Below are 24,367 nucleotides of genomic sequence, written 5' to 3' on the forward strand. Positions count from 1 at the left end.
AACGACAAGATATACAAGTGTTGGATATCCTTGTATTGATTGCTTTAAAAATATCATTTTGGGGTTGCTATAACAATCATATATATCATTTCTTATGAAAAACTAAAAAAACCAAACGGTATAATGGTATACTAAATGAAAAGTTCTGATGGAGGGTGTTCTGGATGAAAATTGGATTTATCGGGGTAGGTAACATGGCTAGTGCGATTATCAAAGAGTTTGTAAGGAGTGGTGTTGTCGCACCTGATGCTGTTTACTTATTCAACCGTACGCCGGCTAAAGCTGAGGCTGTTGCTCGTAGTGTTGGTGGAGTGGTCGTTGAGTCGGCATCTGAGGTCATCGCGATTTCTGATGTGGTTATGTTGGGTGTTAAACCAGACGGCATTAAACAAGTGATTGAAGCTAATCTGGAAGTTCTAAAAGAGAAGCGTCCTGTGATCGTTTCAATGGCAGCCGGTGTGAGTTTAGAGGCAATGGCAGGGTATTTGGAAGATGAATCACTTGAACTGCTTAGAATTATGCCTAATATCAATGTTGGGATTGGGCAGGGAGCTACTGCGGTATGTGCGACTACTGGAACCTCACAAGTTACTCTAACTGCAATTGTTGATTTATTTGAAGCGGTCGGGAAAGCATGGGTATTACCTGAGGAGGACTTCACAACTTTTGCAGCATTGGCTGGGAGTTCTCCAGCATTCGTTTATTTATTCATTGATAGTTTGGCACGCGCAGGGGTTAAACATGGCTTGCCTAAGAAGATGAGCACGGAAATGGCAGCTCAGGCTGTATTAGGTAGTGCTAGTTTACTACTAGAAACCGGTGAAGAGCCATGGCAGTTGATTGATCAAGTTTGTTCACCAGGAGGAACGACCATCGCAGGATTGGTAGCTTTAGAAGACAGGGCATTTATGGCTACAGTGATCAAGGGAATTGATGAGACCATCAACAGAGAACATGAGTTATCAGAAAAGCCGTAACGTTACATCAAGAGTTAGGAGAAGTTTATTAAGCTGTAAAAAAAGGGGGTTAAGGTTTCCGGAATAGCATCTAAGACGGCGACTTATTTTTGGCCGAATGTTTTTATGTATGTGTATATTGTCCGTGGCGTGATGTTTCGCAAATGGCGTACCATTATCGTGGCGACTTTCTTTCTAATCTTAATGATTGCTTCGCTTCTTTAAACGTCTTAAGCCAAAGTCTTAAGAAAGAAGGAAAAATTAGTTATTATTGGTAAGGATGAGATATCTGGGTATAATAAACATGTAGGATTTTCATCCTTTTTACACAAACATGTGAGGAGTAACTGTTACACAATTAGATATTCGTGGAAGGGAAGTTGATTAGTTGTGGTTAAAATCAAAATGTTCAACGCACGTGACGAAGAAAAATCTATTGCACAAAAATGGGCAACAGCTCATGATGTCGATTTAGAGATTACATCAGACGGCTTAGACGCCACTAATGTGGACTCAGTTAAGGATTTCGATGGGATTACATTGACTGCTTTGTCTCCAGTTGAACCTGTTGTCTATGAAAAATTAAACGAATATGGGATCAAGCAATTGGCACAACGAAGTGCGGGGTTTGATGCCTATGATCTTGACTTAGTAACAAAGAATGATTTGATCCTCTCTAATGTAGCTGTTTATTCACCAGAATCAATTGCTGAATTCACCGTTACAATTGGACTGGCTTTATTAAGGCATACTCGAGATGTTGAAGAACGTGTGAACAAGGGAAATTACAGTTGGACACCAAACATCAGAGGTAGAGTTTTAGGCGAAATGAAAGTTGCTGTCATCGGGACTGGCCATATTGGACGTTTATCAGCTCGCTTATTCCACGCTTTTGGTTGTGAGGTCGTTGGCTATGATATCTATCAAAATGATGGTATCAAAGATATCTTGACCTACAAAGACAGTATCAAGGAAGCTGTTGCAGATGCTGATATTGTGACATTACACGTCCCATTGATGAAAGAAAACCATCACGTGATCGATGCAGACTGTTTAGCTCACTTCAAAAAAGGGGCTTATTTGTTGAATATGGCAAGAGGTGGACTTGTTGATACAGAAGCTCTATTGGCGGCATTGGATAATGGGGCACTTGCTGGTGCAGGTCTTGATACCTATGAATTTGAAGATGCATTTGTGCCTAAAAATCTTGAAGGACAACCCGTTGAAGACGACTTGTTCAAGAGAGTTTTAGATAATCCGAAAGTGATCTACACACCTCACGTTGCCTTCTACACAGATGAAGCCATTAAAAACATGGTTGAGGGTGGCTTGAATGCTGCTTTAGAAGTCGTAACTACGGGGACGACTAAATTCAGGGTGAACTAAGTAAAAATAACTTAACCATAGGTTTGGTTTAAACAATCTATTACGTGATAATGTGATCTTTTAAATGGTCCATATCAATGATGAGTATTTTATGGTCTTTGACTGTTAAAATACTCATCTTTTTTAATTGTTGGAGTATCCTGTTGACGCTACTAGCAGAGGATATGCCACAAAACTTGGCGATTTCTTCATTTGTGATTGGAAAATTAATTAGGATACCATCGGGCGTTTGTAGACCAAACAGGTCACACAACTCAAATAGTTGCGTGCAGACCGCACCTAGTTTACCGTTCATTAGCATTTGTTGCATTTTTTTCATGACACGTAATAAACGATAACGGTAGAAGTCTTTGACGTAGTGTTGCAACTCAGGGTCTTCATTGACATCTCTCCAAAATTTGACACGGTTGATGCGATAAAACTCCGCAGACTCAGATTCAATCCGGATATTATAGGGAGAGTCGATGAATTGCGAGTATTCATCTCTTAAAACTGAGACGATTTCCAAATCCTTAATATATCGGAGATTAAACTCGCGGCCATCGTTAGAGATCACACTAGCTTTCACGATTCCTGACTTGAGAATATGAGAATTGCTATCTTCAAATCCTTCAAAAGTGAGGTATTTACGGTAACCTTTACGAATGACAGGAAAATTGTTTCGATCGACATACTGTTGAAGTGCTCGATTGTCCATAAGTGCCTCCTTCGCTAGCTGGCTTTTGGTTAATAGATAGGTCAATCATACACTAAAACACCATAAACGTGTATAACAAATGTATAAAACAAATAACAGTGACGAATTACAATAACAAAATAGATTTTTGAAATGAAAAATAAAGGATATACTCACGTTCGTAAGAAAATAAAAACCGTAAAAAGATCATTGTTTACAGGATTGTTTTCACTACCAATTATTGAACTAGATTGACAGTTTTTTCATGTAGCACTTATCAAATAGTAGGCACTCATCACATAGTGGACACTTATCATACTAGTAGGCACTCATCACATTACAATAGAGAAGAAAGATGGCGAAAGAGGAAACATATGGAAGAGAAATTATTCAATAAACATTTTATAGGGATTACAGTGATAAACTTTGTGGTTTATCTCGTTTATTATTTATTGATGGTCATCATGGCTGTCATTGCTCAGGACAATCTGCATGCTAGTTTAAGCCAAGCTGGATTTGCCTCAGGCATTTATATTATTGGGACATTATTAGCACGGCTTTTTATGGGAAAACAGTTAGAACTATTGGGACGTAAAATGGTTCTAAGAGCTGGAGCAATTTTTTATCTTGTGACTACGATTGCTTATCTGTTTACCCCAACGATTGGTGTCTTATATCTTGTTCGTTTTCTGAATGGCTTTGGCTATGGGACAGTTTCGACTGCTACTAATGCAATTGTTACGGCCTATATTCCAAAATCAAAACATGGTGAGGGAATCAATTATTATGGGTTGAGCACGAGTTTAGCGGCTGCCATCGGGCCTTTCATTGGAATGATTTTATTGAATTTAACGGATTTCCATTTTATCATTTGGTTCTCCATTGTGTTAATAGCATTAGTTACCGTTGCTTGTTTTGTTTTCCCAGTCAGAAATATTCAACTTTCAGAGGACCTGAAGAAAGTTTTAAATTCTTGGAGTATTCATAGTTTTATTGAAAAGAAAGCTTTGTTCGTAACCTTTATTGCCTTTTTGATGGGACTATCGTATTCGAGTGTCTTGTCTTTCTTGTCTTCTTTTACCAAAGCTATTAACTTAGTAGATGCTGGATCATTTTTCTTTGTGGTTTATGCCTTAGCTATCACCTTTACGAGACCTTTGACAGGTCGTATCTTTGATGAAAAAGGTGAAAAGTTCGTCATGTACCCGAGCTATCTGTTCTTATCCATTGGGTTGTTATTGTTGAGTGCAACCACTAACAGCACGATGTTACTCATATCAGGGGCATTAGTTGGTTTGGGATATGGGACATTCATGTCAAACGGGCAAGCCGTATGCCTTAAATTAGTGAATAATCACCGCATTGGGGTAGCCCTATCGACTTACTTCATTGGGTTAGACTTAGGACTGGGTGTGGGTCCCTATGCGATGGGAATACTACGATCTATGACATCATTTAGAGGAGTTTACATCTTCGCTGCAATTATTCCACTAGTGTGTGCAATTCTTTATCTTGTGAATAATCATCGGATTAAACATCTTAAACTAGATGCTGTGACAGTAGAAACATCAGAAATTGTGGAATAGTTTTTAAATGATTTTTTCAGTACTATCTTATTTTTAGTACTATTTGATTTTCAGTTCTATATTATTTGTAGGACACTGTTTTAAAAGTGTAATTTTCAAAAGAACAGAGCGTGTGACGATAAAAAGTCAGCATACGCTCTGTTTTTTATTATGATTAATAAGTGTTGTAGATTGTTTGCTCCTTAGCAAACGGTTCTAAGCTTTTTTTGTCAGCTTTTAGGGGGTGATGATTGCTTATTATGATAAGAGGTGTAAATTAGGTATGTAATTAGTAGATATGTAATGAATAGGTATATTTTTTAGGAGGTAGTTGTGTGGTTTCTGTTGCAGAAAATATTGTTAAAACACTTGAAGAACGTGGTATTAAGTATGTATTTGGTATTCCAGGTGAGGAGAATATTCGCTTAGTCGATGCCATCCATAATTCCGACAAAATTAGATTCATTTTGGTTCGTCATGAACAAGGAGCTTCGTTTATGGCAGAGGTATATGGACGGTTGACTGGTTTGCCTGGTGTGGCTACGGCTACATTAGGGCCTGGGGCTATCAATTTATTACTTGGTGTTGCTGATGCCTTCACGACGTCAACTCCAATGATCGCGATAACAGCTCAAGGTGGTCTGAATCGGATTTATAAAGAATCTCACCAAGTGATCGATTTGGAGGCCATGTTTAGACCCATCACTAAATGGGCTGGGACACTGTATACTGCAAAAGCTAGTGGGGAAGTGCTGATGAAGGCCTATAACAATGCTGTATCTGGGCGACCTGGACCGACTTATTTAGCAATTCCTCAAGATGTTGAAGAGGAGGAAGTAGACACAGTAACAGCACCTCTGCCTATTCCTAAGGAAAAGAGTTTTCCAGATCAATCGTTGATTGCAAAAGCAACTGATATCATTGCTCATGCAAAGCATCCTATTTTGTTAGCTGGAACTGGTGTCGTCAGAGAACACGCAGTTTCAGAATTGAGAACACTGGTCAAAGAAACGCATATTCCTGTAGCGACAACTTTTATGGGTAAAGGAGCCGTTAGTGATGAGGATCCCTATGCATTAGGTGTGGTAGGGTTCATGGTCAAGGATTACGAAAATTTTGCTTTTGATGAAGCAGATGTTTTAATTTCAGTCGGTTACTCATTTTCTGAGTTTGACCCTAAAAAGATCAATCCAAATAGCGATAAAACAATCATACATCTCAACAGCTTCGGTCCGGAAACCGATAGTCATTTTCCAATCACTGTTAACATCATCTCTACACTCAATGAAAGCATCAAAGCTATTCGGAAGTCATTAGTAGCACGTCATTTTGAATCACCTTTTTATGCAGAAAATATCAGAAAGACATTAGCAAAAGAGCGTGCGATTGGCGCAAGTGACACGGCGTATCCATTTAAACCTCAAACCTTAGTATATGTGACACGAGTAGTGATGCCAGATAAAGGTATCGTTTTAGTTGATACAGGTGCCTTGAAGATGTGGATGGCACGATTATATCCGACTTATGAACCCAATACCTGTTTGATTGATAATGGCTTATCCACCATGTCTTGGACCTTACCAGGTGCAATCGGGGCAAAATTAGCTGTTCCTGATCAACCTGTATTAGCTGTAATGGGGGACGGTAGTTTTATGATGAATTCTCAAGAAATCGAAACGGCTGTTCGTGAGAAAATCCCTATGACAATTTTGATCTGGACGGATAAAGCTTATGGATTAATCAAGTGGAAAATGGATTTAGAACTTGGACATCATTCTGAGGTTGATTTCTCCAACCCAGATTTTGTAAAGTATGCCAAATCATTTGGTGCTGTGGGTCACTTGGCAACTAGCCGCGAGGATTTGAAAGAAAGCTTGGAAAAAGCGTTGTCAGATGAAGAACACGTCAATGTCATCATTGCTCCTGTGGACTATGAAGAGAACAATAAACTATTACAAAAATTAGGAGACTTGACCATTTCAATTTAAAATTGTTTTTTAGTTAATTTGGTTTGCTAATGTAGTGAGTTAATAAAAAAAGTTCACGTAACAAGCTAATCAAGCTAGAGACCACTAATGACTAAAAGAGCCTTTGAATATCATGAAATCAATGATATCCAAAGGCTCTTTTAACCAATTTGCTAATACCAATAAATACTTGAGGAGATAATGGAATGTTGAAAAGTACTGCCCTTCAAAAAGTATTATCTCTTAAAAAGTATTACCCTTTAAATTGAAGGCTAGAAAAATGAACCTCGCCCCCAACTAAAGTGTGTTGGGTATTATCGTCATCTCTTATCAACAGATTGCCACTTTGATTGATACCTTCAATTGTGCCATTGTACTGCTGACCATTTAAAGTATAGTCCACTTTTTTACCAATACCTAGTAGGTGACCGGCATAAATGGGGAGATAGTCATAGTCAAAGAGTGCCTTATGGTACTGGCCAAAGTAAGTCAGGAAAAGATTCATAAAGCTGTTTTGATTAAAATCATCTGGCATTGTAGTCCCAAAAAGAGTGCCCGCAATGTCAGTGACAGAGGTGTCATCTGTTTGAAATTCGCCTGCCAAATTAAGTCCTACGCCAATAACAAGCGAAGTGAGTTGTTTAGTTTCTAAATCCGTCGTTGCCTCACACAAAATACCGCCGATTTTTCTGCCATCATAAAAGAGATCATTGACCCATTTAACGGCCAAAGTTTTCCCAGACAAGTCCTCTAAGGCCTGTAAAACTGCTGTAGCTGTAATGATTGTATAAAGAGTGACATCGTTAGGTAAGATATTCTCAGGACTGATAACTAATGAGAAGTAGAGGCCATCACTCAGATGAGAATAAAAAGATCGTCCTTGACGCCCGCGACCTTTTGTTTGTTTTTTAGTAATGAATAGTGCTGAGTGTCCAGGGTGATTAATTGCAAATTGCTTTGCTAAATCGTTTGTAGACGTCGTCTCCTCACTGACATTGATGGTCAAATCTGGCCACAAAGAAGTAATGCCATAGCATATTTGAACAGCATCTAAGAGAGATGAACGTCGGTCCAGTTGATAGCCCTTATTAGAATGGCTGATAATGCCATAGCCTTCCTCTCGCAGTTGGTTAAATCCCTTCCAGACAGCATTCCGAGAAACACCGAGATGGTCAGCTAGAGACTGACCAGAGACGACTGTATCAGGATGGTCCAAGAGATAGGTTAAGATGTTATCACGAATGGTCATGGTTGAGTCCTCACTTTTTATGACGCTGGATTTGCTGTCTAGATGTTCCTGTTGTATAGACGTATCAGCTGTATAGCTTGCCTATATGTTAGAATACGTCAATAACTTGTTATTTCAACCTCTATCATAGCTTAAAATGATTGGCAAAACAATTGTCAACCAAAAAACTATTTACGGTTGACGTACAGTGTGCTAACATGTGTTACATCACAAGATAATAAAGCATCACAAGGATTACAAAGCATTACAAAGCACTACAAAGCGTTATTAAGTACTAAAAAAAAGATTAGATTAGGTGACTGTTATGAAAACAAAAGATATCACGCAAATGGCACTATTAATTGCAATTATTATCGTATTAGGGATGATTCCAGGTATTCCTCTCGGCTTTATCCCAGCTCCTTTGATTCTCCAAAATCTTGGGGTCATGTTAGCTGCTATATTATTGATGCCTAAAAAAACAGCCATAACTGTTGGTTCATTTCTCTTGCTAGCGTTAGCAGGTTTACCGATATTGTCTGGTGGTCGTGGGGGCTATGCTGTATTTATTGGTCCAACTGGTGGTTACTTAGTCGGTTTTTTTGTGGCGGCAGTTCTAACAAGTATCTGTCTTCATCAAACCCGTTTTCAAAGTCTATGGTATAAAGCTGCTATCATCTGGCTTTTCAATGTTGGTCTCGTTAACTTGCTAGGTATTATTTGGTTGGTCGTTCAAACCAACGCGCCATTCTCTGCAACCTTTGTTTCAAGTCTCGTCTTTTTTCCTGGAGATACCATCAAAGCTGTCATTGCGGTGATCGTCGCTGACAGGCTGCAAAAATATATGAGAACAACAGCGAGTGTTTCACAATCTTGAGAAAAATAGTTGTTAATATAATCAGTTTCATACCTACCATAACTGTCATAACTGTCAGACTGTCATCTGCTCAGGCTCGTTAGTAGCTTAAGTCATATCGTTATCACCAATACCGTCGTTCTGTTAGAATTTAGCTATACTAGAGTAGTCATGCGAGAGTAGCTATTAAGAAAGGAACGAAGTGATGATCACGAGATACCGTTTTTCTAATGATACATTAGGAAGTGATACTAATCCGACTGGACTGCAACACGTGTCAAATGTTTCTACTGATGAAAGTTCCTTTACCATTGTGTCCTATGAATCTCAAAGTGAGGTCAGAGGTATCATTCAAAAGGAAAACTTGCCAGATGATTTGTTAGAATGGCATGATCATCCCACCATAGCAGCCCGATTTGAACCACTAGAAGAAGGGTCCTATATCCTGATTGTGACCAATATAACCCAAACAACATTTACAAATGAACAAGCTAGTGTAGAGCCAATGTCAATCGAAAAGTACTTTGAGGTGATCACTTTCATAAAGAAAAAAAATAACTTGATAGCAATTGTCCCAAAAGAGTCGCTGTTTTTTGAGGATTTCATTGATGAAGTGACGAGAAGCAAAAAAGTTTTGGGAAAGCCGGAAGAGGTCATCGGAGAAGCACTTCTGTCTATTTATGGTCATTTCCGCCAATATCTTGAAGCAATCAAAACAGAAATTGATCGTTTAGATCGTGAAGCAAGACAAACTACGCAAAACAAAGAGTTGTTCAAACTTGCGGATGTTGAACGTCAGATGATTTATTTGGAGCATTTACTTGAAATACAAGGGAAGACATTGGATTACTTTTTAGGTGAAACTGATTTCAAGGAAAAACTTGGGCGTAATGATCTTTCTTATGATGTTGAATTATATATCAAACAAACGAATAGAACCGTTCGTATTTACAGAAATCTACTCGAAACAATAGGGAGTTTGTTTGCTAGTATGATGAGTAATACGCTCAATCATTTGATGAAATTTTTAGAGTCTGCAAGTTTAGTGATTGCTGTTCCGACACTGATTGCTGGATTGTGGGGAATGAATACTGCTGGTGTACCTGGTGCTAAAGAGTGGTATGGCTTTTGGATGATGACAGTTATTGCAATGCTCTTTGTCATTCCGACGCTGATAATTTTGAAAGTAAGAAAATATGCAAAGTGACTGTGTAGGTAAACTAAATTTGTAGTAAGTAAAAGAGCCATGGCATCTTAGCTGATGTCATAGCTCTCTTTTTTGGGGGTCTGAAACTAAATATCTTCATTAGTGGGAAATAGATGTTATAGTGAGATATAGATACTGTTATGCAGGGTGTGGTAGTGTTATAGTATAGACAACTTAATTGTTTTAAGGCAATAACGACTATTGTCACAAGTTGTTGTTAAGGACAATCACATAATGAGAGAGGAGTGAAGTCTTGCAAAAATCGAGTTATAAACTACTGTCAATCAAAGGTATCTTGGGATTAGCCGTTTTATTAGCAATTGGTGCGGGAGTTTTGATCACAACAGCTTTTTTGACATCGTCACACATTTCTTACCCTATCTCGGCCACTATACTGGTCGTGTCGATCTGGGGTGTTATTACAACTTTAGTTTATATCGCCAAACTTCTCTTTAAATTGTTGGAATTGATTAATATGAATAAAGGTTTAACGGCAGAATCGTTAGAACTATTGAGTAAAATCAGAAGAGGGACGCTAGTTATAGCAATCATTTCTTCAGGGTTCTTATTGTATGTTTATGATGGGACGCAAATTTCTGATTTACCTGAAGTCATTATTGTTGCGTTAGGTGTTTTGTTTATTCCATTTTCTATTTTTGTCTTTGTTGGGTTGATTGAGCAATTGATCGAACATTCTGTTGCAGAAAAAGGCGATGAACTAGATGCTCATGAGAATCTTCAGAAGGATCTTCGTCATAATAATCGTGGTTCTTAAATCTTATCATCATTAGTAGGTGAGATCGGTTTGGATGACCGCACTTTTCTAAAGATGATCCAAAGTAGGATGAAGATATCAAAGAGATAGCTAAAGAGATTAACAGCTAATAGTTTGATGATACTGAAATTATCGTCTAATGTCTTTTTACTCCAAACGGGCGTTTGGCCTGTTGTAAACTGATTTGAAAGCGGATCGGGTAGTGATTCTCTTGAAGAATCAGTTTTTCTTTTTGCCTTATTTGAACGGTGGTAAAAATAATATTTGATGCCAATAAATAGGATGAAGTTTACGAGATTAATAACATCATAGACCGAAATGGTATAGATTAAACTACCATCTGGTGCCATGTGCAAAAAGAGAGAGATAAATAAAAAGGGGATCAATCCAGATAGTATGGCTTTAATGAAAAGAAAGATAGTTTTAAACATGAATCGACTCCTCTAATGCTAGATATCTGCTATTTAGGGAAAATGTCTGCTTAGTTTTTGATTTCCTTTTTGCTATTCTTGCTATTCTGACTGTTTTTAATCTTATTACTATATAGGAATATCAGTAGGTATTGTAAGATGAGTCCAAGGACTAAGGTTCCTACAACGATATATTTACCCATTTTACTTTCAAAAAATGCTGATAATGGTGCAATGCGAGAGAATATGCCGATTATCGCGCAAGTTGTCAGGAGTGGCAAGAAGGGTGACCAGAATTTCCTTTCAAAAGGACTGAATCGGAAAAATAGGACGCCAACTATTAGTATCAGAAGCACTATTAGCATGATGCCCCAGATACCGACCAATTGAAAGGAAAATGGTGTTTCTATGAAGGCAGACACTGCAATCACTCCACCGACGACTGTGGCGAATAGCAAGCCAAATAGGACACGGGACAGGGTTTTATGGCTTGAGTAAATACTTGTGCCAATGAATCGGAATGCGACTATGGCGATGGCTATGGAGAATACAGCAACAATTCCTAACCTACCGAGGTCTAAGGGGTAGTCTGGTAATATCAAAGCAGGGAATAATGAACAAAGCGTGTAGGCTCCTAGTATATAGCTTAGTAGTTTCAAGGAATCGATGCTATTAAAGGGAATTACTTCAAGAATTTCATCCGCAATTTCCTTGGGTCTTTTCCCAAAATACGCCTCAGCATTTTCTCCTGTTGTTTGGGCATCAAGAATATCTTGAAGAATTTCAAGGGCTTTTTCTTCGAGTATCAAATCATTTTTGAAGACACCCTTAGCTCTCAGGTAAACGAGCAGGTCACCGTAGTATTTGTCATTCTCTGGGGTCAATTGTTTTTGAAGCTCTGCATTTTTTGCGATTAATTCATCTGGTTTCATAAATCGTTATCCTCTCTTTTATCATCCTCTAGCAGTGTATCTACATTCGTTCGTAACGTTTGCCAATCTAACATAAATTGCCTTTTTTCAGTTTGACCTTCATCTGTCAAACTGTAGTATTTGCGACTTGGTCCATCAGGCGAAGGTACCATTTTTCCGATGATCAATCCTTTCTTCTCCAAGCTGAGTAGCAAAGGATAAATCGTTCCTTTGGGGATCTCATGAAAGCCAATTTTTTCGAGTTTTAAACTGAGCGTATAGCCATAGAGTGTCTCCTGCCCTAATAAAACAAGAATACAGCCAGAGAGTATTCCCTTTAACATTTGTGAAGATCTATTATTGATGGTCATGTCATCACCTACCTAGGATTACTTACTGATTACGGACTACTGAATCTTTGTGTTTTTTTGAATAACTTGTAAGAGTTGTCTAACATTGTAAAAATTGCCTAACTTGTAAAACATACTAGTATGGTGATAGTATGCCCTAACCGAAACTATATTGCAATACATAATAGCTGGTTTTTCAGATTTATTTTGAGAAAAAGCCTAACGCTTTTTTAAACGTTCTTGTTTGACAGCAATATCACACTTTGCTATAGTAGTGGCAATCAAATAATTAGGACACTATGAGAAAGAAAGTAAACATGTCTTTTTTCAATTAGAGAGCCTTGTATGGTGTAAATAGGCGTTAATAGTTGTGTTGAAAATGGCTTTTGAGTGGATCTTCTGAATTATGAAGAAGATACGGGTATTCCGTTAAAAAATCGTAGTTTCCGGCTTTCCGTTCGGGCACTAGCAGAGGCAATTGTCGTGAGGCAGTTGTGAATAAAGGTGGTAACGCATATTAGTTGTCTATTATGTCCTTAAGTATCGATTCGATACTTAGGGACTTTTTTTGTTGGTGTGGATTAGTTGTCAAAAAATTAGGTTAAAAAAGGATATAGGGAGTTGTTGTAATATGAGTCAAATACCATTTCGTTATGATCAAGTTGGAAGTTTATTGCGGCCAGTTCGTTTGAAGAAAGCTCGTCAAGACTATTTAGATGGCACCATTACAAAACGTCAGTTGACGGAGATTGAAGATGAAGAAATCATCGCAGTGATAGAAAAGCAAAAGGAAATTGGACTTAAAGCAGTCACAGATGGCGAATTTAGGCGGAGATGGTGGCACCTTGATTTTATCGCAGGCCTAAATGGTATTTCAGTATTCGATTTTAAAACCTCTGCTTTTGGGATAGAAGCTGACGCGCAAGGGTCATATGTCAGTGGGCAATTATCATTTAACGCCAATCATCCATTTTTAAACCATTTTAAGTTTACACTGGCACATGCTAGTGGTGCAGTAGCCAAGCAAACCATTTCTGGCCCGAACATGATCTACTTAGATGCTGTTATTTTATCGCCACAGTATCATGCTCATCCAGTCTACTCATCCACTGAAGCTTTTAAAGGTGATTTGATTGCCACTTATAAAGAAGCCATCGAAGCTTTCTATAAATGTGGGTGTCGTTATCTACAATTAGACGATACGAGTTGGGGTGCCTTGATAGATGGTCGGTTTAGAGAACTGATCAAGGAAAAAGGCTTTGATCCCGATAATTTGATTCAAGAATTTGGGGATATCACTGAGGCAATTCTTGAGGATAAACCAGATGATCTAGCTGTTACCTTCCACTTGTGTAAAGGTAATTTCCAATCGCATTGGTTGTATCAAGGGTCATATGAACGTATCGCGAAAAGATTATTGTCAATTAGTCCAATCGATGGGTTTTTCTTAGAGTTCGATGATGAACGTTCTGGAAGTTTTGAACCACTCAAATACGTCCAAAATAAAAAAATCGTCTTAGGATTGGTGACCACGAAAAAGCCTGAACTAGAAGATAAAGCCTTGTTAGAGTGGCGGATCAGAAGTGCTGCTCGCTATGTCCCAATCGATCAGCTTTGCTTGAGTCCACAATGTGGTTTTTCATCGACACAGGAAGGAAACAAAATAACAGAAGAAGTCCAATGGGCGAAATTGCGACTGGTGAAAGAAACCGCAGAAGAGGTCTTTTCAAAACCCGTTCGCTCCTAGAGTTTTAGTCTTATTGACATGTTTGAACAGTAGATTAAAAAAGTTAGTAGAGTATTAGCGGTAGAGTTATGAAAGAAGGAGCTGTGACAGTTTATCACAGCTCCTTCTTCCTTACCTAAATTATAGTTTCTACCTATAGTTTCTACCTATAGTTTCTACCTATAATTTCTACTTATAGTTTCTACTACACTATCCAAAAAATAGTATATACCGTCTATATCGTCTTATCTGATGACATCAACTACTATCTCAATGCCATTCTGAGTACTCCATTAAGGGTCTTCAGAAATACCATCTCTGATTTTTTAACTTGGCTATGCTAGTAAAGCCCAGGCTAAGACGACTACTTGTGCTAAGAGGGTGCTACAGAAAACGGTAATGAATGATTCTTTGAATGCCGTTTTAGGTGTCAGTTTACTAATGCCGATAAATGTGATGAAGACACCACTTTGAGGGACGATAGTTAGTATATTTGATCCAATCGCTGCAATTCTGTGGATGAATTCTGGATTCAACCCTAGGTCTAGGTAATAAGTGGCATAATTTGGCATGACAATCCCTAAGGCTCCAGATGACGAGCCTGTGATGCCTGACATAAGAGTCGTCAATAATCCCAAATTCAAATATGGTGGGATAGGGAGGTCAAAGATAAACTGTTGGATTGCTTCAAATCCTGATGCCCTAACAACAATCGAGCCAAATGCGACAGCTGCTGCGGTCGAGAAGATGGGCAAAACTGCACCACTTGCTCCTGCATTCAAACTTTTGGAAAGAGACGGTAGGTGTTTGTAAAACAGCAGAATACAGAGTAAAACTGCAATCAACAGTGCAAAGTAAATCACATTCTTACGCATAAAAGCATTCCCAAAGAGGCTTCCTAAGAAGGTAATAATGATCAACACGACTAAAGGACAGATACTTTTCCAAAACGCAATTTGAGCCTTTTGGGGTATTTCTTGGGTAGAAGTTGCTGGTTGCGTTGATAGAGTAGTAAAGCCTTGATTAGCAGCAATACTTTTGTTTAAGGCATATTTCATGTACCACAGACCAAACCCGATACAAACGACAGAAGCTACTAAACTAGGTAATAAAGCAGCGGTCAATGAGGTTTGGAGGTAATCAATCGGAATGATATTTTGAATCGATGGTGTCCCCGGTAAAATGGTCATGGTAACGGTACAAATGCCTAGCCATAAGGGTATCTGGACTAAATGCCAAGAAATATTAGCCTTTTGAAAGAGGACTCTCGCCAAGGGAATAATCGCAAACATCGCTACAAATAAACTGATTCCACCATAAGTCAGAATAAAACTGATTAAAAAAATCGCTAATAAGATGTTGTAAGGGTTGTCTGTGCCGATTTTTACAATGATTGTTTGAGCGATACTATGAGTCGCACCACTGGTTTCCATCAAGTTTGCTAGAATCGATCCGAGTAAGAAAATCCAAAAATATTTTAGGACATAATCCACAAGTAGCGCCATAAAACTTTGTGAATCAGTACCTAGGTATAGATCAGTTAGGGACATCTGATTAAACAATACGACCACCAGAGTAGCCAGAGGTGCCGCAATCAAGATACTGATATTACGCATTGATAGAAAAATAATCAACAGGATCCCTAATAATATGCCGAGAATAGCCATAAAATGGCCTCCTTTAAAAAAGGGACAGTAGCTTTTGAGTGGCTATGTCCCTAAAGATTAGTCGTTCAACTGAAAGATCAACGATTAGATTTCGCTTGGAGAGTAGCGTGCTGTGACAACTTTACGATGGGTGTAAAACTCAATACTGTCTTTCCCGTTAGCATGTAGGTCACCAAAGAATGAGTTCTTCCATCCTGAGAATGAGAACCACGCCATTGGAGCTGGGACACCTAGGTTGATTCCAAGCATTCCTGCGTCGACATTTTCTCTAAAGTATCTAATAGCCGAAGCGTTGTTAGTGTAAAGACAAGCTCCGTTAGCAAACTCTGATTCGTTCGCAAGGGCAACAGCTTCATGGATATCTTTTACCCGAGTGATCGAAGCTACTGGTGCGAAGATTTCCTCTTTCCAAATCTTCATATCTTTTGTAACGTGATCAAAAATCGTTGGGCCGACAAAGAATCCTTTTTCTGGCAAGTTTTCTCTACCATCCAATAGTAGCTCGGCTCCCTCTGCTACACCGGCTTCTATGTAGTTAAAGGTTCTGTCCCTCGCGTCTTTACGAATGACTGGTCCTAAGAATACCCCTTCATCCAGACCATTTCCGATAGTAATTTCTTGAGCGGCTTTCTTGAATTTTGTTAAGAACTCATCAGCAATACTTTCTTCCAATACAATGACTGCGGCTGCCATGCAACGCTCGCCAGCAGAACCGTAGGCTCCTCCAATGATATCTTTAACAGCACGATCAATATTAGCATCTTTTAAAATCACAACATGATTTTTTGCGCCAGTCAGTGCTTGGACACGCTTGAGATGACTGGTGCCTGTGCGATAGACATATTCACCCACATTTTTAGACCCAACAAAGCTAATCCCTTTGACTAAGGGGTGACTTAAAACAGTGTTGACTACGTCATGAGCCCCATAAACGACATTTAATACGCCATTTGGGAAGCCTGCTTCATCGACTAGGGAAACGATTTTTTCAATTAATAAGGGTGTTTTTTCAGACGGTTTCAAGACCACAGTATTCCCGGCAGCGATTGCCATAGGAAAAATCCAAAATGGGACCATCATTGGAAAATTGAATGGTGTGATAGCGCCAATGACGCCAATTGGATAGCGGTAATTAGTGATTTCAATATCGGTTGCTGCTGAAGATAGAGAGTCTCCCATGATCAAGTTGGTGATGCTCGCCGCATTTTCAACGTTTTCAATACCACGTTGCACTTCTCCTAAAGCTTCGGAATAGGATTTACCATTTTCAATCGTGATCAAACGAGCAAGTTCTTCTTTATTGTCAATCAAGAGGTTTTGTAATTTGAAAAGGTAGCGGCCTCGTACTGGAATACTAACCTTCTCCCAGCTTTTAAATGCTTTTTGGGCTTCTTCAATTGCATGAGCCGTTTCCTCTTTAGTTGAAAGTGGTACTTCGGCTAGGATTTCTTCCGTTGCTGGATTATATACAGCTTCTGTTTGGCTTGAGCTGCTGCTGACCCAGGCACCATTGATATAGTTCTTTAAAATACGTGTCATTTTTTTATTCCTCCATTATGGTTAGTGTGCTGTCTTAGGGTTTGTACTGTCATGAAATGACTTAAACTGAAAATTCTACTTCTTTTCTGGTGTCGTATTGATAATCAAAGCAAGTGCGATAGAGTTCCATAATTTCTTCATGTGTTGGGACTCTCGGGTTATTGGCTGGACTGCCACTGATCAGGGCATCGGATGCCATTTTATCAAGAGAACGTTCAAATGTTTCGGGATCGATTCCCCATTGACGAAGATTTGGGATTTCCAAAGCTTGGCATAATTGTTTTACTTCTGCGATGAAAAGGTCTGCTAGTTGTTCATCGGATTGGTTGAGTTCAGGATGTAAGAAGCGAGCAATTTCAGCGAGCGATTGGATGGCATCGTCTCTGGTGAAATCGAGAATAGCAGGTAACAACATGGCATTTGAGATACCATGAGGGACATGGAATAAGGCTCCTATTGGACGTGACATGCCATGGATTAGCGTCACTGACGCGTTGGAAAAGGCTAAGCCTGCTTCTAAAGCTGCAAGAGACATATTATTCCGGGCTTCAAAGTTTTGACCATCATGATAAGCTGTCTCAATATAGGTGACGATTTTTTTGATGGCTGAAAGAGAGAAAGTTTTAGTGATGGGTTGTGTTTTCTTAGAAAAATAAGATTCCATGGCGTGACATAGGGCATCTAATCCTGTCGCTGCAGTCACTTTTTGAGGGCTTGAGAAAGTGAGCGATGGGTCTACTAGTGCCACTTGTGGTAGAAAAGCGCTCTGTTTGATCATCATTTTAGTATCATGAGTGGTGTCGTTGATAACTGTTACATTTGTGGCTTCAGACCCTGTACCGGCAGTTGTTGGGATTGCAATCAATGGAACAGGTTTATTTTCAGCGATGCGATCTTTCATGAATTCGCCGATATAACCAGGATTTGTAGCTAGAACTGCTACCGCCTTGGCTGTGTCAATACAGCTACCACCGCCAAGTGTGACAATGACCTCGCCATTGTTTTCATGGAATAAAGCCAAAGCTTCAGCGACAAAAACATCCGTTGGTTCAGTATTTGCGCCAAGATAACTAAAGGTTGTTAGACCTTCTGCTTCTAAGAGTTCAGTAACGCGCTCAAGGTAACCAAGAGAAGCCATCATTTCATCGCTCACAATAAAGACTCGTTTCCCGAATGACTTAGTGATTCCACCTAATGCTTCCAATGACTCTTTGCCATAGACAATTTTTTGTGGTGTTTCAAATGTAAACATGTTAACGCCTCCTAATTTTTTAGTGATATATTTTGTCGACACTTACTATTAGCAAAATCCATGCCAATTTGAAAACGCTTTATTTATTGGTTTTATTACTTTTATATGTCTGATATAATGGACAAGAAGCGCTTACAATGTTTGCAAACGTAGACACTTTTGAAAATTGAAAGTCATTTAACATTTTTTGAGTGTCACTTGATACTTCTTGAGAGACAATCGTTAACGGCTAAACATAATGTCTTTGATGAGGAGGATATATGGAAAAGGGGAAAACGAGACCACAATTTATCACCACAGCCAATACTGTCACTAAATGGATGACGACGCAGCCAACAACAATTAGTTTGGACATGACCTTGGGAGATGTGATTCACCTTTTTTCTGAGAACAATTTTTATGGTATTCCTGTAATCAATTCGGCAGGTTATATCGAAGGTATGGTCACTAAAACCACGATAATGCTTGCCATGTATAAGAATAAATCGGTCACAGAACCGATTAAAAATATCATGGAAACATCGTTTGATGCTGTGTATCCCATGGACCCTTTAGAAAAGGCGGTCAATATGCGAGAGGGATGCTTGCCAGTGATTGCTCAAGATGGCAAATTAGTCGGTATCATTACCAGGACAGATTTATTAAAAGCAAAATCGATTGGGGTGGAGACAACACCAGACCCCCTGTTTTCTGTATCAGTGATGCAACAAGTATTAGACAGTGCCTATGAGGCCGTGGTTATGGTGGATACGGATGGTAGGATAACTGAAATCAATGAGGCCTACTGTAAAATCATCAATCAAAGACGGGAGGATGTCATTAACCGTCCAGTAGAAGAGGTCATTGATAATACAAGACTCCATCACACTTGCCGAACAGGTGAGGGGGAAGATAATCAGATTCAACGGATCAATGGTCAAGAAATGATCGTCCATCGGGTGCCTCTCAAAAGAAACCAACAATTGGTTGGGGCGATGGGACTTGTGATTTATCGCAATGTGGATGAAATGTTTGCGCTGACCAATAGAATCACACATAGTTATTTTACAGACCTTGAAGGAGAGCAAACAAAAGAAACCTACTACCTCAGCAAGATCATCGGGAATTCCCCAGTGATGGTAGAGCTGAAGAACATGATCAAAAAAGTCTCGCCACTACCTTCAAACGTGTTGATCACTGGCGAGAGTGGCTCTGGTAAAGAACTGTGTGCTAGAACGATCCACCAACTGAGTCAGTTCGTCGACGGCAAATTTATAGCCATCAATTGCTCTGCAATCCCAGAAAATCTACTGGAATCTGAACTGTTGGGTTATGCGGAAGGCGCCTTTACAGGAGCTTTGAAAAATGGTAAAAAAGGTAAATTCGAATTAGCAGAAGGTGGGACAATCTTTTTAGATGAGATTGGTGATATGCCGTTAGCCATGCAAGCTAAACTCTTAAGAGTGCTCCAAGAGAAAACCATCGAGCCAGTGGGAGCAACTTATTCCAAACGTATCAATAGTCGTGTTATAGCAGCTACCAATCAAAAGCTAGAGGAGCAAGTTGAAAAAGGAGAGTTTAGAGAAGACCTCTATTATCGGTTGAATGTCTTACCAATCACACTTCCTAGTCTGAAAGAAAGTCCGTCGGATATTCCCACATTATTAGATCACTATCTCACATTTTTTGCGAGAAAATTTCAAAAACCAGTCCCGCAATTAGAAGATGATACGAAAGATCTATTATGGCATTACCCTTTCCCAGGGAATATCAGAGAATTGGCGAATCTGTGTGAAGCTCTTGTGGGCTTGAATGAGGATGGCCGGATCAAACTTGCAGATATCCCTGAAAGAATCCGAAAGAAAAGAAGTTACCGAACGACCTGTGAAGACGAGGGTAGTTTAAAATCGTCACTCGAGCAAGTAGCAGCCGACGCAGAACGAGTCATGATTCAGAATATGCTAAAAGAATGCAATGGCAATAAGAGTCTATGTGCTCAAAAACTAGGTATCCAACGCTCAACCCTCTATAATAAATTGAAAAACTATCGCATTGTCTAACAAGAAGTTTGATAGGCAAGATTTGAGACCAAGAAGCGTGGCAAGTGCCACGTTTTTTTTTGAGCTGATTTATGTATAATTTGACTATAGCAGAGTATGCTAGAGAAATAATGACACCATCGGATGATGTCATCACCATAAGTTGGGAGGGTAGCAGCTGTTTTGTGATAACAGACCAACAGTCAATTGAAAGATCAAAGAAGAAAAGCGAGGGGATAGAAAGTGGAACTCATCAAATTATTAGGGATTCTTATTGTTATTATCGGATTTGCATTAAAAAAAGATAGTATTTTGATCATTATTTTAGCAGCGATTGTTACGGCTTTAGTTGGTGGACTTGGTGTTACAGGGTTTTTAAATACCCTTGGAACAAGTTTTGTGGCTAACCGCGCAATGGCGGTGTTTATCATCATCATGCTCGTTACCGGAACGTTGGAACGGAATGGGTTAAAGGAAGTTGCTGGTAATTTGATCAGCAAAATCAAGGGAGCCTCATCGGGAGTTGTTATTGGTGTTTACGGGTTGATGCGTAGTGTTTTTGCGGCATTTAATATCAGCTTTGGTGGTGTTGCTGGTTTTGTTCGGCCAATTATCATGCCCATGGCAGTGGGAACGCTAGAAGCAAAGCATCAGACGGTTAACGAAGACTATGTAGAAGACCTCAAGGGTATGTCTTCTGGTATGGAAAACATCGTATGGTTCTTCTGCCAAGTGTTGTTTGTTGGTGGGCCGGGTGCTTTGTTGGTCCAAGCTACTTTAAGTGGTCTAGGGTATGAGGTAAATCTGATAGACTTAGCTGCTGTTGAGATTCCCGTAGCCATTTTTGCAGTATTATTTACGGTTGGATACTACTTTATAAAAGATCGTCGCTTAGAGAAGAAATACTATGGAAATGATGTAAAGAATGAAGGGGGGCATAACTAATGGCTTTTTTCATGAGTCCAGATGTTTTATTGTCTGAAAAGTTGCTGGAAGTCTTATACATTGTTATGGGGCTAGTCGTGATGTATACAGGTATCAAAAATGCTACAGACAAGGAAAATCCTCACCCAATTGGGACTGCCATCTTTTGGTGCTCATTAGGTGTAATCTTGATATTCGGTCGTTGGATACCGGCTGAAGTCAGTGGTGTGATTGTGCTTATTATGACACTTCCTCCTATTTTTAAACGCGTCAGCAAAGGTAAACAATCAGAACCATCTGCTGAATATTCAGAGAAAATGGCAGAGAAGATCGGACCGAAGATTTTCATCCCAGCATTGTCTATCGGTATTTTTGCCATCATATTTGCTCTATTTACGACACTTGGAGCTTTAGTAGGGGTCGGAGTTGGTGTTTTTGTGGCGATGATTATATTACGACTCTATTCTAAAGATAATAAACCTCGGGTATTCTTAGATGATACAGAGCGCATGTTATCGACAGTTGGACCCTTAAGTATGCTACCGATGCTGTTGGCTAGCCTAGGTGCCATATTTACAGCCGCTGGAGTTGGCGATGTTATTTCTCAGTTAGTGGCGCAAATCATCCCTAAAGGAAATGTAAACATTGGGATCATTGTATTTGCGTTAGGTATGGTCTTGTTTACAATGATTATGGGAAATGCATTCGCTGCAATCACTGTAATGACTGTAGGAATTGGAGGGCCATTCGTCCTAGCTTATGGAGCAGATCCAGTGCTGATCGGTATGGTCGCTTTGACTTGTGGGTACTGTGGAACACTGTGTACACCAATGGCTGCCAATTTCAATATCGTACCAGTTGCCATGCTTGAAATGAAAGATCGCTTTGGTGTGATCAAAAACCAATTGATCCCGGCAGTAGTGATTTTAGTCTTCCAAATTGCTTATATGATCCTCTTTAAGTAACCGTTAGAAGTGTTTGATTTGAGTAAATAAGTAACTAACTATAGTTTAGAAGATAGAATTAGAAGGTAGAGTAATATAAAACGATTAATACAGAAGTAACAAAAGGTAAAAATAAAAAAAGAATAAAAAAAGAATAAAAAATATCAAGAAATGAGGTATTCTGATGAAAGTATTAATAACTGGTTTTGATCCGTTTGACGGGGCAAGCATCAATCCGGCATTTGAGGCCGTGAAAAGATTACCAGATGAGATAGCAGGAGCAACAGTAGTCAAAATCGAGATTCCAACTGTTTTTGGGAAAGATGGAGAGGTCTTACGAGCAGCAATTGCAGAACATCATCCAGATATTGTGTTTTGTATTGGTCAAGCTGGTGGGCGTGCGAAGATTTCAGTTGAAAAAGTAGCTATTAATTTGATTGAGGCACGTATTCCTGACAATGACGGCAAGCAACCACTGAATGCAGCGATTGAAGAGGATGGTGAGACAGCTTATTTTGCCACTTTGCCGGTCAAAGCAATCGTTAACCAAATCACTGCTGCTGGAATACCAGCAACGGTTTCTTATACAGCTGGAACATTCGTTTGTAATGATATTATGTACCGGCTACTTTATCTCGCTAAAACAGAGTTTCCATCTCTTATTGGTGGGTTTATTCATGTTCCTTATCTGCCAGAACAAGTTGTATCGCTGCCAGATGGGACAGCTAGTATGCCGGTTGAATTGATGACTGAAGCTTTGCGGATCGCTATTGAAACGACAGTCACAGTTGATGAAGATGATCAAAATGCTATGGGAACGATCATGTAGTTTATCAGTCATGACGGAAGAATAACGCTTATTAATGTTTCAGGTTATAGCAATAAATAGTGTATAATGTGGTTAAGTTGAACGAGAGGAGGGAGGAAAACAATGTACCAGATACTAACCGATTCTTGTTGTGATCTCCCACATGAATTTTTAGAAGAAAATCATGTCGATTACATCTCAATGGAAGTGACTTGGGATGGTAAGACTTATCTAGATGACCTGGGGAAGACATTTGATCACAAGAAGTTTTATGACCTTTTAAAAACAGGAACGATGCCGAGTACGACACAAGTTAATATTGGTCGTTATGTCGAATTCTTTACCGAATATGCCAAGAAGAATATTCCCTTTATCTACATTGGTTTTACCTCAGGCATGAGTGGCTCATACCAAAGTGCTCTTCAAGCCGCACGAATAGTTAAAGAGGATTATCCAGATGCTCAGGCTGAAATTTTCGATTCACGTGGCGCTTGTACTGGATTAGGCTTAATGGTCTATGATGCTATTGAAAAGCAAAAAGAAGGTTATTCTTTACAAGAACTACAGAGTTGGTTGTTTGCCAATCGCTTTAACTATAATAGTTGGGTTACCGTCACCGATTTGAATCACCTCTATAAAGGAGGAAGGATTAGTCGAACTTCCGCAGCACTAGGGGGGCTGCTTAGCATCAAGCCAATCATTTCAGTCAACCGAGCAGGTGAACTCAAAGTGATTGGTAAAGTGAGAACGCGACATAAAGCACTCCAACGTATTGCAGATTTAACAGTCCAAAGTATGGAAAAGCCAGAAGATAGTGTGGTCTTCATTGCAACAAGTGGTGATTTTGAAAGCGCAGAAGTTGCTAAAGATATGATACTAGAGCAAGTGACACCAGCTCACATCCAAATCGTACCAATGGGAACCACAATCTCAAGTCATACAGGATGGGGTTGCATCGCCATCTTCGTCAGAGGAAAAGATGTTAGGGAGTAAGTGCTAGAATGCCTTTTCAAGTTAGATGACTGCTATGATTTTTTAATCTATATATAAATCAAGTTCTTATGGAAGAAAAGAGCGAGCTGTAGGGTTAGGTGATACTAACCTTACAGCTCGCTCTTTTAAACATTTTTAAATCCTTGTATTTCGATATTCCTATAATCTTTTGTTGTTTTATTTTATCTATTTACTACCTTAAATAGGAT

General features: G+C 39.3%; 21 protein-coding genes and 1 other annotated feature. Of the genes, 13 read left to right on the forward strand and 8 right to left on the reverse strand.

The window, feature by feature from the left end; genetic code table 11:
- Positions 1 to 164: 164 nt before the first annotated feature.
- Entirely contained in the window at positions 165 to 977 is an 813-nt protein-coding gene (gene proC / locus H541_RS0104320; RefSeq protein WP_022796116.1) for a pyrroline-5-carboxylate reductase, read from the forward strand.
- 384 nt (positions 978 to 1,361) lie between these two features.
- Positions 1,362 to 2,342: a D-2-hydroxyacid dehydrogenase gene (locus H541_RS0104325; RefSeq protein WP_033420778.1), complete on the forward strand. Its 981-nt coding sequence runs from the start codon at positions 1,362 to 1,364 to the stop codon at positions 2,340 to 2,342.
- A gap of 40 nt (positions 2,343 to 2,382) precedes the next feature.
- Here the strand turns inward: H541_RS0104325 and H541_RS0104330 are convergent, their stop codons facing one another.
- Positions 2,383 to 3,039: a Crp/Fnr family transcriptional regulator gene (locus H541_RS0104330; RefSeq protein WP_022796118.1), complete on the reverse strand. Its 657-nt coding sequence runs from the start codon at positions 3,037 to 3,039 to the stop codon at positions 2,383 to 2,385.
- A gap of 353 nt (positions 3,040 to 3,392) precedes the next feature.
- Here H541_RS0104330 and H541_RS0104335 point away from each other — a divergent pair, with 353 nt between their 5' ends.
- Entirely contained in the window at positions 3,393 to 4,604 is a 1,212-nt protein-coding gene (locus H541_RS0104335) for an MFS transporter (protein WP_022796119.1), read from the forward strand.
- A 314-nt stretch (positions 4,605 to 4,918) separates the two neighbouring features.
- On the forward strand, positions 4,919 to 6,571 hold the full coding sequence (locus tag H541_RS0104340) for an acetolactate synthase large subunit (protein WP_022796120.1): 1,653 nt from the start codon (positions 4,919 to 4,921) through the stop codon (positions 6,569 to 6,571).
- Between the two features lie 232 nt (positions 6,572 to 6,803).
- Here the strand turns inward: H541_RS0104340 and H541_RS0104345 are convergent, their stop codons facing one another.
- On the reverse strand, positions 6,804 to 7,799 hold the full coding sequence (locus H541_RS0104345) for a biotin--[acetyl-CoA-carboxylase] ligase (protein WP_022796121.1): 996 nt from the start codon (positions 7,797 to 7,799) through the stop codon (positions 6,804 to 6,806).
- A gap of 304 nt (positions 7,800 to 8,103) precedes the next feature.
- Here H541_RS0104345 and H541_RS0104350 point away from each other — a divergent pair, with 304 nt between their 5' ends.
- The 3 genes from H541_RS0104350 (at position 8,104) to H541_RS0104360 (ending at position 10,616) form a co-directional block, all read left to right on the forward strand.
- Positions 8,104 to 8,655 (forward strand): biotin transporter BioY, encoded by a 552-nt coding sequence (locus H541_RS0104350; RefSeq protein ID WP_022796122.1) that lies wholly within the window; start codon positions 8,104 to 8,106, stop codon positions 8,653 to 8,655.
- Between the two features lie 184 nt (positions 8,656 to 8,839).
- Entirely contained in the window at positions 8,840 to 9,841 is a 1,002-nt protein-coding gene (locus H541_RS11540) for a magnesium transporter CorA family protein (protein WP_022796123.1), read from the forward strand.
- A gap of 253 nt (positions 9,842 to 10,094) precedes the next feature.
- Positions 10,095 to 10,616, forward strand: a complete 522-nt coding sequence (locus tag H541_RS0104360) for a DUF2975 domain-containing protein (RefSeq protein ID WP_022796124.1) — start codon at positions 10,095 to 10,097, stop codon at positions 10,614 to 10,616.
- Here the strand turns inward: H541_RS0104360 and H541_RS0104365 are convergent.
- Genes H541_RS0104365 through H541_RS0104375 form a run of 3 tightly spaced genes read right to left on the reverse strand, consistent with a single transcriptional unit; the run spans position 10,613 to position 12,308 of the window.
- Complete coding sequence (locus tag H541_RS0104365; protein ID WP_022796125.1) at positions 10,613 to 11,047, reverse strand: hypothetical protein; 435 nt, start codon at positions 11,045 to 11,047, stop codon at positions 10,613 to 10,615. The genes H541_RS0104360 and H541_RS0104365 overlap by 4 nt on opposite strands.
- A gap of 50 nt (positions 11,048 to 11,097) precedes the next feature.
- The gene (locus tag H541_RS11545; RefSeq protein ID WP_022796126.1) at positions 11,098 to 11,958 is read right to left on the reverse strand and encodes a DUF1129 domain-containing protein; all 861 of its coding nucleotides are present in this window, start codon (positions 11,956 to 11,958) and stop codon (positions 11,098 to 11,100) included.
- The gene (locus H541_RS0104375) at positions 11,955 to 12,308 is read right to left on the reverse strand and encodes a PadR family transcriptional regulator (RefSeq protein WP_022796127.1); all 354 of its coding nucleotides are present in this window, start codon (positions 12,306 to 12,308) and stop codon (positions 11,955 to 11,957) included. Before H541_RS0104375 ends, H541_RS11545 begins: the two co-directional genes overlap by 4 nt.
- Before the next feature lie 269 nt (positions 12,309 to 12,577).
- Positions 12,578 to 12,828 (forward strand) — a binding site (T-box leader).
- Between the two features lie 90 nt (positions 12,829 to 12,918).
- Between H541_RS0104375 and H541_RS0104380 the strand changes: the two genes are divergently transcribed.
- Positions 12,919 to 14,034: a 5-methyltetrahydropteroyltriglutamate--homocysteine S-methyltransferase gene (locus H541_RS0104380; RefSeq protein WP_022796128.1), complete on the forward strand. Its 1,116-nt coding sequence runs from the start codon at positions 12,919 to 12,921 to the stop codon at positions 14,032 to 14,034.
- Between the two features lie 314 nt (positions 14,035 to 14,348).
- On the opposite strand, the gene H541_RS0104385 is transcribed toward H541_RS0104380, so the two are convergent.
- The 3 genes from H541_RS0104385 to H541_RS0104395 all read right to left on the reverse strand — a co-directional run bounded on the left by H541_RS0104385 (position 14,349) and on the right by H541_RS0104395 (position 18,471).
- Positions 14,349 to 15,680 carry a GntP family permease gene (locus H541_RS0104385; protein ID WP_022796129.1) on the reverse strand — a complete coding sequence of 444 codons (1,332 nt, stop codon included), beginning with the start codon at positions 15,678 to 15,680 and terminating at the stop codon, positions 14,349 to 14,351.
- Positions 15,681 to 15,764: 84 nt separating this feature from the next.
- On the reverse strand, positions 15,765 to 17,219 hold the full coding sequence (locus H541_RS0104390) for a CoA-acylating methylmalonate-semialdehyde dehydrogenase (protein ID WP_022796130.1): 1,455 nt from the start codon (positions 17,217 to 17,219) through the stop codon (positions 15,765 to 15,767).
- Between the two features lie 61 nt (positions 17,220 to 17,280).
- Positions 17,281 to 18,471 (reverse strand): iron-containing alcohol dehydrogenase, encoded by a 1,191-nt coding sequence (locus tag H541_RS0104395; RefSeq protein ID WP_022796131.1) that lies wholly within the window; start codon positions 18,469 to 18,471, stop codon positions 17,281 to 17,283.
- Positions 18,472 to 18,731: 260 nt separating this feature from the next.
- On the opposite strand from H541_RS0104395, the gene H541_RS11550 reads away from it, so the two are divergent.
- The 5 genes from H541_RS11550 (at position 18,732) to H541_RS0104420 (ending at position 24,158) form a co-directional block, all read left to right on the forward strand.
- The gene (locus H541_RS11550) at positions 18,732 to 20,510 is read left to right on the forward strand and encodes a sigma-54-dependent Fis family transcriptional regulator (protein WP_022796132.1); all 1,779 of its coding nucleotides are present in this window, start codon (positions 18,732 to 18,734) and stop codon (positions 20,508 to 20,510) included.
- Between the two features lie 222 nt (positions 20,511 to 20,732).
- Positions 20,733 to 21,434: a 5-oxoproline transporter, DUF969 family subunit gene (locus H541_RS0104405; protein ID WP_022796133.1), complete on the forward strand. Its 702-nt coding sequence runs from the start codon at positions 20,733 to 20,735 to the stop codon at positions 21,432 to 21,434.
- Complete coding sequence (locus tag H541_RS0104410) at positions 21,434 to 22,378, forward strand: DUF979 domain-containing protein (protein WP_022796134.1); 945 nt, start codon at positions 21,434 to 21,436, stop codon at positions 22,376 to 22,378. Before H541_RS0104405 ends, H541_RS0104410 begins: the two co-directional genes overlap by 1 nt.
- 163 nt (positions 22,379 to 22,541) lie before the next feature.
- Complete coding sequence (pcp, locus tag H541_RS0104415) at positions 22,542 to 23,186, forward strand: pyroglutamyl-peptidase I (protein WP_022796135.1); 645 nt, start codon at positions 22,542 to 22,544, stop codon at positions 23,184 to 23,186.
- 102 nt (positions 23,187 to 23,288) lie between these two features.
- A complete protein-coding gene (locus H541_RS0104420) occupies positions 23,289 to 24,158 on the forward strand; it encodes a DegV family protein (protein ID WP_022796136.1) in 870 nt (289 codons plus the stop codon).
- Positions 24,159 to 24,367: the final 209 nt, after the last annotated feature.

This window comes from Bavariicoccus seileri WCC 4188, assembly GCF_000421665.1.
GTDB lineage: Bacteria > Bacillota > Bacilli > Lactobacillales > Aerococcaceae > Bavariicoccus > Bavariicoccus seileri.

Excerpts from the sequence above, each read along its gene's own strand:
- proC (WP_022796116.1), top strand. The coding sequence starts at position 165 with ATGAAAATTGGATTTATCGGGGTAGGTAACATGGCTAGTGCGATTATC.
- H541_RS0104325 (WP_033420778.1), top strand. The coding sequence starts at position 1,362 with ATGTTCAACGCACGTGACGAAGAAAAATCTATTGCACAAAAATGGGCA.
- H541_RS0104330 (WP_022796118.1), bottom strand. The coding sequence starts at position 3,039 with ATGGACAATCGAGCACTTCAACAGTATGTCGATCGAAACAATTTTCCT.
- H541_RS0104335 (WP_022796119.1), top strand. The coding sequence starts at position 3,393 with ATGGAAGAGAAATTATTCAATAAACATTTTATAGGGATTACAGTGATA.
- H541_RS0104345 (WP_022796121.1), bottom strand. The coding sequence starts at position 7,799 with ATGACCATTCGTGATAACATCTTAACCTATCTCTTGGACCATCCTGAT.
- H541_RS0104350 (WP_022796122.1), top strand. The coding sequence starts at position 8,104 with ATGAAAACAAAAGATATCACGCAAATGGCACTATTAATTGCAATTATT.
- H541_RS11540 (WP_022796123.1), top strand. The coding sequence starts at position 8,840 with ATGATCACGAGATACCGTTTTTCTAATGATACATTAGGAAGTGATACT.
- H541_RS0104365 (WP_022796125.1), bottom strand. The coding sequence starts at position 11,047 with ATGTTTAAAACTATCTTTCTTTTCATTAAAGCCATACTATCTGGATTG.
- H541_RS11545 (WP_022796126.1), bottom strand. The coding sequence starts at position 11,958 with ATGAAACCAGATGAATTAATCGCAAAAAATGCAGAGCTTCAAAAACAA.
- H541_RS0104375 (WP_022796127.1), bottom strand. The coding sequence starts at position 12,308 with ATGACCATCAATAATAGATCTTCACAAATGTTAAAGGGAATACTCTCT.
- H541_RS0104380 (WP_022796128.1), top strand. The coding sequence starts at position 12,919 with ATGAGTCAAATACCATTTCGTTATGATCAAGTTGGAAGTTTATTGCGG.
- H541_RS0104385 (WP_022796129.1), bottom strand. The coding sequence starts at position 15,680 with ATGGCTATTCTCGGCATATTATTAGGGATCCTGTTGATTATTTTTCTA.
- H541_RS0104390 (WP_022796130.1), bottom strand. The coding sequence starts at position 17,219 with ATGACACGTATTTTAAAGAACTATATCAATGGTGCCTGGGTCAGCAGC.
- H541_RS0104395 (WP_022796131.1), bottom strand. The coding sequence starts at position 18,471 with ATGTTTACATTTGAAACACCACAAAAAATTGTCTATGGCAAAGAGTCA.
- H541_RS11550 (WP_022796132.1), top strand. The coding sequence starts at position 18,732 with ATGGAAAAGGGGAAAACGAGACCACAATTTATCACCACAGCCAATACT.
- H541_RS0104410 (WP_022796134.1), top strand. The coding sequence starts at position 21,434 with ATGGCTTTTTTCATGAGTCCAGATGTTTTATTGTCTGAAAAGTTGCTG.
- pcp (WP_022796135.1), top strand. The coding sequence starts at position 22,542 with ATGAAAGTATTAATAACTGGTTTTGATCCGTTTGACGGGGCAAGCATC.
- H541_RS0104420 (WP_022796136.1), top strand. The coding sequence starts at position 23,289 with ATGTACCAGATACTAACCGATTCTTGTTGTGATCTCCCACATGAATTT.